The organism is Kosmotoga arenicorallina S304 (assembly GCF_001636545.1).
Lineage (GTDB): Bacteria > Thermotogota > Thermotogae > Petrotogales > Kosmotogaceae > Kosmotoga_B > Kosmotoga_B arenicorallina.
In genome coordinates, this window is record NZ_JFHK01000004.1 from 34186 (window position 1) to 47823 (window position 13638).

Genomic DNA, 13638 nt, shown 5'->3' on the forward strand with positions numbered 1-13638 from the left:
CTATAATTTTACATCATTTAATTTCCTAACCTGACGAGCCTCTATGTGAAACCTATTGCCTTCCTTTTCCACAATCACATAGCCGAGCTCAATTCTCTTCTCAAAAGCCCTTTTGTTGCTGCCGTCTATCGCTTCAACAACAGGTTTCCAGGTTCCAGGGTTAGCATAGAACTTCTTTTCTCCATCTACATGGACAATCCTCAAACTGCTTCTGTGATTGTGCCCCATTATGCATCCGTTAATCTCTGTCGGAACAACCTTTGGAAGTTCATCAAATCCGACAAAATATCTACTATCCATTATACTCTTAAAACCGTTATCCCGGAAAGCACCGAGAAATTTTTTAGCACTTCTGAAAAGATAATCCGTTCGCTTAACTGTTCTGATATCCATAATAAATCTCACTATGCGTTCACCAATTTTCATCCCCCCATACCGATTAACGAATAATCCGGTAAAAACCTCATATAAGGATAATTTGCTTTGAGCCAGGCTTTCGAGAAATCTGTTTTCAACATCTTTACGAAGGTCTCGTTCCACAGATTCATCAGATCAAGTTTGAGATCGTAGAAATCACGGATATATTGAAACCAGTTAAAAACATCCAAAACCGGGCTCACATTGTGATAGTCCTTTAAAATGTGCTCTGGCACATTGATACGCTGCAAATTACTATCGAAATGCTCAAGCATGTAACGTGACATATATTCACTAAAGGGAATCAATATCTCCTTGGTTTCTCTGTCTACACTTAACCTGTTAACGGCATCAAACTGATTTCCGTGAAGGGTAAGAATTCTCATTTCAGGATCAAAATAATATGGCAGGACACTTACTCTTTCCAATCCCCCAAAAGCTTCTGCCAGATGTTTTCTCAAATCGCTATCGAACAGCAGATAATAGTCATGGTTGCCTATAACATATACTATTTTGCCTGTTTTGCTAAATCGCTGGAAGGCTTTGAATACACCTTCATGCCGCTTTGTTATCGAATCAATGAGATCACGTGATATTCCCCGGGTATCGGGGACGAAAATTGAGGATCCAAAAGACATAGCCAGGGATGAATTCACAAGCTCAAGACCGTCACCTGCTATGATAAGCTCATCGCACCCAAAATCAATAAGCTGATCAAGAAACTCAATCAGCTCGGCGTCAAAGCTAAAATCATCTTTCCCCTTCCCGTCACCTATATGCAAATCACTTATATAAACTTTTTTCATATCCCCAACAAATTTTATCATACTATAAAGCCTTGGACAATTTCCTGTTTTTCAACAATTTTAGGGAGTTTGTACAATTTTTTATAAAATTATGAGACAATAACTCTGAGGTGTTGTCGGTGTTTATGCTAATAATTGATTGGCTTTTGTCGCTTGTATTGATTCCCATCGGGTGGAGTAATTTTTTTCTCGGCGGTATCATGAGTTCTCTTATTGCAATTATCATGAGAGGTTATGAATATAATGTATTAACCGATAGATCAAAGCATATTGTATCTATTATTGGGTCGATATTCCTTGCGATATTGATTTGTTTTTTGCCTTTTAATGCTCTTGTTGCATTTCCAGCATTTGCAGCGACAGCAGTCAGATTTTTCTTTTCGCATTTGATCGCAAGATATGTTCCAAGGCGTAAAGAGTTCATAGAACCATCTTCTTTTCTATGTGATGAGATACAGTTTAGAAAATACGACAGGGTCAAAAGGTTTCTGGACATTTGTTTTGGATTGATACTTTTTATTGCTGCTCTTCCGATAATGGCTTTGCTGTGCTTGATCATGCTCTTAACAAGCGGCAAACCTATAATAATAACCCAAAAAAGAATAGGCTTATCGGGTGAATCTTTTGACATGTACAAGTTTAGAACTTACACAAATGGCGAAAACAATAAAAGAGTCACACCTATAGGAAAGATCCTTCGCCCTTTAAGGCTTGATGAACTTCCTCAAATTTACAATGTTTTAAAGGGGGAAATGAGCATTGTTGGACCAAGACCTGAGTTGGAAGAATTTCATATTATGGCTAAAGAAAATATTCCTAATTATACGTGCAGGTTAAAGGTTAAACCGGGAATAACAGGCTGGGCTCAGATAAATTACAAATACACAACAACTTTGGAAGAATACAAAATAAAAACGGCTTACGATCTTTTTTATGTTAAAAACCGTTCTTTAATCCTTGATTTGAAGTGTATCTTGAAAACCCCATTTACTCTTCTTGAAGAATTCTTTGAAGCAGTAAAGAAACACACTAAACTATGAAAAAACCGGGCCACCTGGCCCGGTTTATAATTATTCAACTTTTTCAAGTTCCTTTTTTCTTTCCAGAGTGCTTTCTTTTCTGTCCTTATAATGAGTATGCAGCAATTCATGAGAGAGATGGCTGAGCGGTTGTCCAAGATATTCTTCATATAATTTCAAGACTGCGGGATTCTCATGGGATTTTCTGATAGTTGACATTTCATCAATTGCATATATGGCTTCCATACGTCTTTCCAGGTATCCAGGTTTATTTGATTTTGGCTGTCCGCCACCACCTATACAACCACCGGGGCAAGCCATAATTTCAATGAAGTCATAATAAGCTTCACCACTTCGTAGCTTTTCAACCAGGTTTATCACGTTTGAGCCACCATGTGCAACTGCAACCTTTATTTCTCTATCGCCCAGGTTGACAACAGCCTCCTTGACTCCTGTAAAACCTCTTACATCTTCAAATTCAACTCTGGGAAGTTCTTTGCCGGTATAGATTTCATAGGCAGTTCTCAATGCAGCTTCCATAACGCCGCCTGTTGTCCCGAAAATGGCTGCGGCCCCCGTTGATATACCGAGAGGTTTGTCATATTCTTCTTCTGGAAGTGATTCATATGGGATCTTTTTCATTTTTATGAGTTTTCCCAATTCACGGGTTGTAAGTACCACATCGACACCATCAACACCCTTAACCTTTAGCTGTTCCCGGGTAGCCTCATCTTTCTTGGCGGTACAGGGCATTATGGAAACAACGAATATATCCTCAGGTTTCTTCCCGATTCTTTCAGCAAAATATGTTTTTGCAAGTGCCCCAAGCATTTCATGGGGTGATTTAGCGCTCGAGAGATTTTTCGTATATTCAGGATAGAGTTTCTCCATCAAATTTACCCAACCTGGACAACAGGAAGTAAACATGGGGAAGTTTCCACCATTTTTGACCCTATCAAGCAATTCCGAACCTTCTTCTAAAATAGTCAGGTCGGCAGCGAAATTTGTATCGAAAACATAATCAAAACCAAGCCTCCTGAGAGCTGCAACCATTTTTCCTGTGGTTATTGTTCCCGGTTCTTCGCCGAATTCTTCACCAAGGGCAACTCTTACAGCCGGTGCAGTTTGAACAATAAGGACTTTTTCGTGTCTGTCGATTTCTTCGAGAACTTTTCTGAAATCAGGTCTCTCTGTAATTGCGCCAACGGGACATACTGTGGCACATTGTCCACAATTGATACAATCAGTAGCGGCGATAGGAGCGCTCAATGCTGGAAGGGGAAGTGTATAATGCCCCCTGTTGACCATTGAAAGAATGGAGAGTCCCTGGAGTTCTTCACATGCTCTCACACAACGACCACAAGCTATACATTTGTTCATATCCCTGAAAAGCGAAGGGCTTGATTCATCATAGGGTGTATTCCTCAACTCTTTAGGGAACATATCTTTGACATCAAATCGATAAATGAGATCCTGGAATTCACATCGCCCGTTTACGTCGCAGGTCATACAATCATTCGGGTGATTGGAAAGAAGCAGACCAAGATTGAACTTCACAGCTTTCTTAACACGGTCAGAATTGACTTTGATTACCATTCCATCTGCCACTTTTGTTGCACAGGCAGGTGCAAGATTCCTTGCACCTTCAACTTCAACAACACAGACACGGCAAGAGCCAACCACGGAAAGTGCCGGGTGATAACAAAGGGTTGGAATGTCATACCCAATATCGCGACAGGCTTCAAGTATTGTTTTGTCTTCATTCACCTGGTACTCTTTACCGTCAACAAAAATTGTAACAGGCATTAACACAAGCACCTCCATTCGGTAGCAACCAAGCACGAGATTGTGAATTTTCTGTCAATCAGATTTTAGCATATATAAATAAGGATGTGAAATTTATAACGTTAAGATTTTCTATCAAAAGTTTTCAGCTTGCTGGCCTACACGACTTTATGTAACCAGACTTTGGACACAATTATCAACGCTGCAACTGTTACTATTACCAGGTTACTGATCAACATTGCATACCAGATGCCTGTCGTCCCCATAGATATGCCGAAAAAATAGATCAAAGGAATTCTTATTAACCAGAGACGGGAAATGTTTACGATCATCGACAGTATGGTGTGTCCGGCTCCTCTAAGAGCTGCATCAAATATGTTAAAAGTAGCAAAAAACGGAATCGATAACGAGACAATTTTGAAATATTTTATCCCTTCAACAAGAACATCAGGCTCGTTAATAAAAATCATCGTTACCTCTCTTCCAAAGAAAAAGGTCAACGTGCATATTGCTCCAACAATAAGCATACTCCAGCTTGATGATTTCCAGACAACTCTGTAAGCATCTGATTTCTTTTCAGCGCCGAGATACTGCCCAACCATTGTCGATGTAGCCTGTGCAAGACCAAAGGAGAACATTGTGGCAAGGGATGTTACCCTGTTTCCAACACCTACTGCTGCTGTTGCAACAGGACCATATCGCGCGATCATTGCTGTGATTATTAGAAAAGCAAGTGAAGTTACGGAATTTCCGAATGATGAAGGAAGACCAATTTTCAAAATCTTTGTTACCATCTTTTTTGAAGGAATTAAATGCTTTATGCCAATTGCAAAACCTTTCTTGCCAGAAAACAGTAGGTACATAGCAAAAACAAGTACAACCCCCCTTGAAATAACCGTTGATAGGGCAGCACCGAAAACTCCCATTGCGGGAAATCCTATCCCAAAAATCATCATTGGATCAAGTACGGCATTAAGCAAAACTGAAATCATGGTTATTCTCATTGGTGTAATTGCGTCTCCCCAGCCAATAAAAATTGAATTTACCGCGAAAATTCCAAAAGCAAAGGGGGTCCCAAAGAATATAGTCGACATATAACTTTTTGTAAAAGGAATCATTTCAGAAGGAATTTTTAGCAATTTGAGAATCCCCTCACTAAATATTCCTCCAAAGACTCCAACAATTATCGCAAAGGAAAAAACCACACTGAGTGTTTGTCCTGCAGCTCTTTTTGCGAGTTCCTTTTCTCCTTTTCCAGTATATTGAGAAACAAGGGCTAAACTTGCTACAGTTATCCCACCTCCAATTGACAGGACTAAAAATATCGCCGGCCAGGCGATTGTCGGAGCACTGATTTCGAGTTTTCCAAGTTTACCTAACCAGAAAGCATCTACAATGTTATATAAAGTCTGCAAGAGCATTGACAGCACTGCTGGCCAAGCTAATTTGAACAGAGCGGCTGTCATATCTTCTTTAAGTATATTTACCCGACTCAAGTTAATCTCTCCTTGCCATTAATCAGGATTCCTAACTATATTTCCAGAAAAAAAACGGGGTCATAAGACCCCGTTGTATTTGAGGATTCACTTTATTTCCGATATGCCCCTTCTAATCGTGAAAATTTGAGGTTGATAGAGTTCGACAGGTGCTCCTGAGGGAAGTTCAGCTGTTTTTGCGAGTAAGATTCCACCTAAGAAGCTACCCGAAACAACATGCTTTGTGATAGTGAGATTGTAAACCGAGCCAAGTTCAACATTTTTTGGTATTTCACTATTTAAAAGAGCTACCTTCTCAAAAATAGCATCGTCCTTTTCCTCTATGTTATTGATTTTTATGTATGGCGCTTCGATATTGTCAGTAAAAGCCTTTACATAAACAGAGGAATTGAGGAAATCTGAGCTTTCAAAGTTCACCACACGTCCGAATTTCTGAGTTTCGATATCGGGTTGCCACAAGGCATTCCACTGGCTGTAAATGGCAACCATTTCCGGTTCCAACCTGCTGTCTTCACTGTTGATGCTTATCAGCCAGACCCTTGCAAGAGTTATCTCTTCACCTGAGATATTGTTGATTTTTAACGGCTGCGCGAAAAGTTCTGCGTAATTTGATGGTCCATCCAATACAGCACCAGCTTTGAAGAGATTTACGTATTCCTGGAAGGCTAGAGCCCCGTAAAGCGTTGTTCTAACATCAGTTACAGTTACAGCGTCTATCAATTTACCTATCGTATCCATCGAAAGTAGTTTTCCATCAAAGTCATAGGCGTTTGAGTTAGCAGGCACAGCAAGAAGATTCAACTGATCCTCTCCAACTACTCCAAAGAATAGATTGCTGCCATTTGTGCCGAAAAGGAGGTCAATACCTGTCAGGTCAATTCCCGATGGCTCATCAAGCTGTTTTTCAAGCTCCCGGGCTGGAATTTCCCACAATGCTACTTTTTCGCCTGTTTTTGAATCCACAAAGACCTTTGCACCAGGAATTTTGTTTATATCGATTTTTATACCTTCCAGGTCACTGAAATACAGAGCTCCTGCTTTCTCAAAAAGACCTTCAGTAAATGTCGATATTGTAGGTTTCATAAGGTTAGCATTGTTGTGAGTGTTCAACCTGAATTTAGGCCAGAACCCCTGGGCTAAGCCACCGCATTCTGTATCAAAAGCATAGAAATTCCTGTCATGAGAACCTATATATACCATTCCATTATCCGTAATAAGCGGACTTGCCCATACCCAGCCATTAGTTTTCCATTTCCAGTAGAGTTCTCCGCCCTTTTTCAAGGCATAAACAGTGCCATCGAGGGAGCCAAAGATTACAGTTCCGTCAGCTGCAATAGCCGGTGTAGAGTGAATGGGACCATTGGTCTCAAAGCTCCACATTACATCACCATCACTACTAAGGGCGTGTAATTTGTTGTCGTATCCACCAAAATAGATAGTGCCATTTTCAGATATGGCAACTCCTCCTCTAATTGGATCTCCAGTATAGAATTTCCAGACGAGCTGTCCGTCTTTATTAACCCTGTATAAATAACCATCATCGGAGCCAAAGAGCAGGTCGCCGTTTTCTGCAATAGAAATATCTGCTTCTATCCAATCCCTGGCTTCGAATGTCCAGTTTACATTGCCATCAGAATCAAGTGAGTACAGGTTTCCGTATGATGTTCCAACATACACAGTGCCGTCTTCGCCAATTGCTGCGCTGGATACAATTTTTCCGAGAGATTTCTGCCATAGTATTTCGCCGTAACTATTAAGGGAATAGAATAACCCTCCGGTTGTTCCGAGGAATAGCTTCCTATCGCCATTAATCACAATAGTTGATTCAATTCCACCATTCAACATTACCGTCCAGTTAAGAGTGCCGTCGGATTTAATGGAATACAGATAACCTGATTTGTCACCGATATAAATATTGCCGTAGTCATCAACAACTGGTGAGGATTTGAAGCTGTCATTCGCTTTGAAATCCCATAATACAGCTCCGGTTTCTTTGTCCAACGCATAGAGCTTTCTGCCAACTCCTACAAAAATTGACGAATCGTTTTCCGCTGCACTTGAGTAAATCAGGTCATCGGCTTTCAAATGCCATTCTGGCTCAAGTACCACAGTAGCAAATCTCCAGAATTCCGATTCTGAACTCTCTGAAACAGGCCAAAGATCTACTGCTTTTACTTTCCACAAATAATTCAGACCTAATTTAAGATCAGCAACAGCAAGATTGGTGTCAGAGGTTTCTATTTCTACTGGAGTTTCCTCTGATGGACCATAGGATACGATGTATTTCATGTCGTCTCCATCCGGGTCTGTTGCTTTCCATTTAAAGATAACATCTGTAGTTGTTTCAGCGTTTTGTTCAGGTGAGAGCAGCTCAATTACCGGTGCTCTATTTACATCAACAACTTTAAATGGTATGGAAATTCCCACTTCATCAAATCCATCAGAAGCGGTTCCTTCAAAGACAATGTCCTTTGAATTTATCCCGGGGTTGTCATGGGAAACAACATCATAATCGGGTCTGTAGAAAATTTTGTTGTCACTTACAACCAGTCCTTCTATCGAGTAACTTATTACATCACCATCGATGTCGCGCTCCGGAAGGAGGATTTCCGCTTCCGAGCCTTCATTTACTGTAGTAAGGCTAACTGGCTGAACTGATAACCGGTTGATACTCTCAAAGAAGAGAGAGTCGCTTTTGCCTGTGCGCGAATCACCAGTGACTCTAATATCAGTAGCTTCTATCCAGCATTCGTAACTGGTGTGGGGTTTTATATCAAGAGTGTACTGGCTTTCTTCAAGGCCTTCAATAGTGATTGTCTCGCCTGTTTCAACGTCTTTGAGATGGAAGGTATATACTAGTTCGTCACCATCGAGATCACTGCCAGTCCAGCTAAAAGAGGCTTTTAATACAAATTCAGTTTCAGTAGATACATAGGACATTTCAGGAGTGGTGACCACCGGTGAAACGTTTGTATCGGAAATGATTATGGGATAAGTGATTTCGGTAACACCACCAAAACCATCATCTGCAACAACAGTAACTGCATATTCACCGGCCGAAACGGGCATTTCCATTGACCCATCAGCACCATTTTCAGAAAGGTTATCAACGTAAATCCAGAAATTACCTTCTTTATCAAGAATACCAATACCCGATTTCTTTTCAAAACTCAAATTGTCCCCATCAGGGTCCTGGAAATAACCGCCGAAATTTATCCTGTACTTCTTTGGGTGCTTATCGGCTTCATCTGGTTCTTGCAATTTAAACTGCGCCTCCATAGCAACAGGGGGATGGTTCGCAGTTGTAAAATTCCACAATTGACTCGATACGACCGTGGCATCATCTGTGGCTTCTACTTTCCAGAAATATTTTGTATGAGGGAGAAGTTTTACAGTGGCTGATGTTTCATTAAGCCTTGTAAAGCCATCAAAAGCGTCCACTGGCTGCTCATTTGCCCTGAAGAACAGGTCATAATGGAGCGGATCATTATCGAGGTCAATGGCTTCCCATGAAAGCGTAATTTCTTCTGCATCAATCACACTGCCGTCCTCAGGTGTGGCCAATTCAACCATTGGAGGCCTGTTAACGTTTGTCACAATGACTTTTATGGAGAAATCAACGCTGTCTCTCTTATCTGACACAACCAGGTTAACATTGAACTCCTTAACGCCTTCCAGTGTTGTCACCGCTTCGTAATCTGGATATACAGATAAAGTTGAGTTTTCAAGAGAAAGTCCCAGATGTTCTGGACCGTCACCAGAAAGTGCAAATTCAAGTTCATCACCATCAGGGTCATGAGCAAAAGCGCTGAGGTCTATACTCTTCTCTTCCGCTTCTTTTATTTCCAAAACTATATTAGATACATAAGGCAAGCTGTTTTTCGTTCTGAAATGAATAAGATCTGATTCTGATGTAAGTCCATAAGCATCTTCTACTTTTACTTTCCAGAAATAGTCAGTATGAGGGGCAAGGACAGCTATAAATTCTGTATTTTCAGTAGTGAAGGAATCCATTTCTGTTTCAGATGTTCCGTAATATATAGTCGATTTGACTAAATCATTAGGGTCTGAACCGTCTTCTATATCCGGATCTGATACATTCCAGGAGAACGTGACTTCGGTAGAGGTTTCGGTATCAATTGCAGGGGTATTTAAAACCACTTCTGGCCTTCTATTAACATTGTACACTGTTAGAATGAAGTCATCAGATGAGGTGAGTTCCCCATCACTGACCTTTACAGCCACCCTATATGTTCCTGAAGAAGCATATGTTGGAGTATAGATATATTCAGAGCCTTGAATTTCTCCAACGGATTCCGGAAATAGCTCAAAGCTTAATGGATCACCATCTTCATCAGAAGCAAAATCAAGAAGGTTGATTCTTAACGGGTGCTCTTCATCAATTGTTACATCCTGTAAGCTTATCCGGGGTGAGTGATTGGCTGTCTTAAAAGTGAATACTTCGCTTTCAGTCTGTCCGCCTCTTCCATCTTTTGCAACTACTTTCCAATAGTAGTGGGTGTTACCTTTGAGATCTTTTGCTTTTATATCGAGCCTATCATGATCTGTCATCCAGGGTGTATTGAAAGGAAGCTTATCGCTGAGGTAAACGTCGTAGAACAAGAAATCCCCGTCTTCATCTTCGGAATACCACAAAAGCAATATCCCATCTTTATCATCTTCAATGGAAAGCTCTTTTCCATTATCGGGGTAAAGAAGCTGGATTTCCGGTGGATGATTTGGAAGGTCCTCAGGTCTCATAACTTTAACAACTACCTCGCCTTCAACAAATCCTTCATTTGAAGAAACCTTTACTCTTATTGAATATACGCCAGTCTCTTCAGGAGCCCTCCAGACCGCTGTCCCATTTTTATAGTCCCTGATGATCTTTCCTTCTTCAGGTTCCCATATATATGACAGCATTCCGTTGCCAACCGCATCACATCTCAAAAATACTCTTCCGCCTGGCCCTGTTAACATAGGCTTTGCAGAAACCGTGTTGATTTTAATCTCAATGGCAAATGCAACACTGACAATGAGTATAACCAAAGCCAGTATTATTGCTCCTTTTCGCATAACTACACCCCCTGTATGTCATATTAAATCCTTTGTATAAAAACCAAGGGCTCGGGAGCCCTGCACAATTAAAAATATACCAGAAAAGGAATTGACAAGTCAATGATAAAGAATAAAAATAAACTGTTTTTTGATTGTTTAGTTCGTCAATTTGTAACAATTATGAACCCCAAAAAGTTATTTTAAAAATCGATCGTTTATTAGCAACTTCTAATGATATACTTTTTTAAGGACATCTAAGATATTAACCCTAGATGGAAACATTAGTGGGTTTACTGAATTCAAAACATTTATCCAAAGTAGCTCTCATTTCAGGCCATACCTGATAAACAGAGTATAAGACATGTCTCAATCAATAGCAGGACTGCAAAATTTATTTCTCAGAAAATATTTATCACCTTGGCAATGATAGTTACTGCACAACAGGAAAAAAACATCTTTTAGGGGGTGCATTTATGTTCAAAAAGGTCTTTTGGCTTCTTTTGATCGTATTAATCTCTGCTTCTGTATTTTCCTTTACAGCTTATTCTGCTGGAAAGACCGCTGAAGATTTTGGTGGAAAGAGCGTTTTGATACTCCATTATCATAGATATGACGGAAATTATGACGGCTGGAATCTCTGGATATGGCCCCACAAACCTGAAAGCCTGGCTGGCAAAAGCTATGAGTTCGACCATGAAGATGACTTTGGACCTTTTGCAATTATCACCTTTGATGAAAAATGGGAAGAGCTCGGGTTCATTGTAAGGCTAGGAGAGTGGGAAAAGAAAGATGTAAACGCAGATAGATTTGTTAAGATCCCCGAAAACGGTATTGCTGAAATCTGGGTTCTTGAAGGAGAAATGGATTTTTACATCGATCCCGACGAAGTTGATTTGAGCCCCAGAATAAAAGCGGCTTTCCTTGATAATTTCACAGAAATCTACGCCTATCTCTCAACACCCTTTAACACCAAGGAATGGAAGGAAAAGGTTCAGGTTGCAGTTGATGGGCAACGTTACCCCATAAAGAGTGTAACAAAGGCCGATCCAACTGATATTTCAACTACTAAGTACATAAAAATTTCCCTGAGCAAAGCGTTGCTTCCTGAAGACATTTCTAAACTCATTCAATTGAATATCGATGGCTATGTAGAAAGAATTGTTATATGTAGAAAAGTCCTTGACGATGATGCCTTTTATTATTCTGATGAGTTGGGAGCTATTTACAAAAGAAATGGCACTGAATTCAGAATCTGGTCTCCCGTTTCAAGCTCAGCTTATTTGCTTCTATATAATGATTACAATGAATCTAAGCCTGCTGAAATAATCCCCATGGCTAAAAACAGCAAAGGGGTATGGACTGTCACCGTATCCGGTGATTTGCATTTGAAAGCATACAAATATAGATTCATTTCATATGGCAAGATAAGGGAAACGGTTGATATGTTTTCAAAAGCTGTAACAAAAAACGGGCAAAAATCGGTAGTGGTTGATCTTTCGCGCACAAATTTCAGCGGTTGGGAAGAAGATATCAGACCATCGTTGAACGCCTATGAAGATTCCATCATTTACGAAATACATGTGGCCGATATCACAGGAGACCCTTCTACTACAATAATCAATAAGGGGAAGTATTTGGGCTTAACGGAAAGAGGTGCCTCCAACTCGCTTGGAGTAAAAGTTGGGTTGGATCACCTTGTTGAGCTGGGCATTACCCATGTTCACATAATGCCTATTCAGGATAGTTATTATTTCAGAGAAGGCGAAGAGGACCAATATGGGTGGGGATATGACCCTTACTTATACTGGGTTCCGGAAGGCCATTACAGTACTGACCCTTCAAATCCTTTATCCAGAATAATCGAGGTCAAGAAAATGGTAAAGGCACTTCATGATAGTGGTATAAGGGTTATTCTTGATGTTGTTTACAACCATACAGCACAAACAGGTCCAAATTCACCCTTTGACCAGACTGTCCCGACTTATTTTTACCGAACAGACCATACCGGCGCTTACACGAATGGATCTGGCGTGGGTAATGAAATAGCCACCGAAAGACCTATGATGCGAAAATTCATCGTGGATTCGCTTTTATATTGGATTCGTGAATATCATGTTGATGGTTTCCGCTTTGATCTTCTGGGACTCTTTGACGAAGCTACAGTGAATGCCATTGAATCTGCTATACACGCAGAAGATCCTACCATACTGATTTATGGAGAACCCTGGGGTGGTTGGGGTGCAAATATCACCTTTGGAAAGGGCGATCAAAAAGGTATGCATATAGCTCTTTTTAACGATGGCATAAGAGACGCAGTTATTGGAAGCGTTTTCAACAAAAAGCTCAAAGGCTTTGCCCTTGGAAGCCGTGCCAAAGAAACAAGGATAAAAAGAGGTATTGTAGGGAGTATTTCATTCGATAGCAAAATATATGACTTCACTTCAGACCCTGAAGAAACCATAAACTATGTTAGTTCTCACGATAATCTTACTTTATGGGATAAAAATGCGGAAGTGGTAGGGCATGAAAATGTCGAACTCCTTAAAAAGGCTCAAAAACTTTCTAATGCGATTATTTTGCTATCTCAGGGTATTCCTTTCTTGCATGGCGGCGTTGACTTTTGCAGGACAAAATACGGAAATGATAATAGCTATAATGCCGGGCTTGAAATTAATATGTTTGACTGGAAACGCAAGGCTGAGTTTTATGATGTCTTTTCATATTACAAAGGTCTTATTGAACTTCGAAAAACTCACAATGCATTCAGGATGCGAACTGCTGATAGCATAAAAGAGAATTTGGTGTTTCTCAATACACCGCAAAAACGCATGGTAGCTTATCGCATTAACGGAGAAGCTGTCGGCGATCCCTGGAAAGATATTATCGTAATTTTCAACGGCAACTCAACGCCTGTTTTCTTCAATCTTCCCGAGGGTGACTGGAATGTAGTTGTGAACGCTGAAAAATCAGGCACTGAGATATTAAAAACAGCCGGAGGTGTGATAAGTATTGCCGGTACAAGTGCTTGCGTACTGTATAAATAACGGGGAGGCTTCT

Annotated in this window: 7 protein-coding genes; 2 read left to right on the forward strand and 5 right to left on the reverse strand. The window is 40.4% G+C overall.

Annotated elements, in window-relative coordinates; all coding sequences use genetic code 11:
• Together AT15_RS10070 and AT15_RS10075 are read right to left on the reverse strand one after the other, a co-directional pair.
• Entirely contained in the window at positions 1 to 426 is a 426-nt protein-coding gene (locus AT15_RS10070) for a hypothetical protein (RefSeq protein WP_084251410.1), read from the reverse strand.
• Positions 423 to 1223: a metallophosphoesterase gene (locus AT15_RS10075; protein WP_153019691.1), complete on the reverse strand. Its 801-nt coding sequence runs from the start codon at positions 1221 to 1223 to the stop codon at positions 423 to 425. The genes AT15_RS10070 and AT15_RS10075 overlap by 4 nt, the downstream gene beginning before the upstream one ends.
• A gap of 125 nt (positions 1224 to 1348) precedes the next feature.
• Here AT15_RS10075 and AT15_RS02710 point away from each other — a divergent pair, with 125 nt between their 5' ends.
• Positions 1349 to 2263: a sugar transferase gene (locus AT15_RS02710; protein ID WP_235598495.1), complete on the forward strand. Its 915-nt coding sequence runs from the start codon at positions 1349 to 1351 to the stop codon at positions 2261 to 2263.
• A gap of 30 nt (positions 2264 to 2293) precedes the next feature.
• On the opposite strand, the gene AT15_RS02715 is transcribed toward AT15_RS02710, so the two are convergent.
• From AT15_RS02715 to AT15_RS02725, 3 genes are all read right to left on the reverse strand, one after another.
• The gene (locus AT15_RS02715) at positions 2294 to 4048 is read right to left on the reverse strand and encodes an NADH-dependent [FeFe] hydrogenase, group A6 (RefSeq protein ID WP_068346126.1); all 1755 of its coding nucleotides are present in this window, start codon (positions 4046 to 4048) and stop codon (positions 2294 to 2296) included.
• A gap of 137 nt (positions 4049 to 4185) precedes the next feature.
• Positions 4186 to 5523, reverse strand: coding sequence for an MATE family efflux transporter (locus AT15_RS02720; RefSeq protein WP_068346128.1), 1338 nt, complete (start codon positions 5521 to 5523; stop codon positions 4186 to 4188).
• Positions 5524 to 5610: 87 nt separating this feature from the next.
• Positions 5611 to 10599 (reverse strand): outer membrane protein assembly factor BamB family protein, encoded by a 4989-nt coding sequence (locus AT15_RS02725; RefSeq protein WP_068346130.1) that lies wholly within the window; start codon positions 10597 to 10599, stop codon positions 5611 to 5613.
• A 455-nt stretch (positions 10600 to 11054) separates the two neighbouring features.
• Between AT15_RS02725 and pulA the strand changes: the two genes are divergently transcribed.
• On the forward strand, positions 11055 to 13625 hold the full coding sequence (pulA, locus tag AT15_RS02730; protein WP_068346132.1) for a type I pullulanase: 2571 nt from the start codon (positions 11055 to 11057) through the stop codon (positions 13623 to 13625).
• Positions 13626 to 13638 lie beyond the last annotated feature (13 nt).

Bases quoted from the DNA above. Each gene is read 5' to 3' on its own strand.
- AT15_RS10070 (WP_084251410.1), bottom strand. From the start codon at position 426: ATGAAAATTGGTGAACGCATAGTGAGATTTATTATGGATATCAGAACA.
- AT15_RS10075 (WP_153019691.1), bottom strand. From the start codon at position 1,223: ATGAAAAAAGTTTATATAAGTGATTTGCATATAGGTGACGGGAAGGGG.
- AT15_RS02710 (WP_235598495.1), top strand. From the start codon at position 1,349: ATGCTAATAATTGATTGGCTTTTGTCGCTTGTATTGATTCCCATCGGG.
- AT15_RS02715 (WP_068346126.1), bottom strand. From the start codon at position 4,048: ATGCCTGTTACAATTTTTGTTGACGGTAAAGAGTACCAGGTGAATGAA.
- AT15_RS02725 (WP_068346130.1), bottom strand. From the start codon at position 10,599: ATGCGAAAAGGAGCAATAATACTGGCTTTGGTTATACTCATTGTCAGT.
- pulA (WP_068346132.1), top strand. From the start codon at position 11,055: ATGTTCAAAAAGGTCTTTTGGCTTCTTTTGATCGTATTAATCTCTGCT.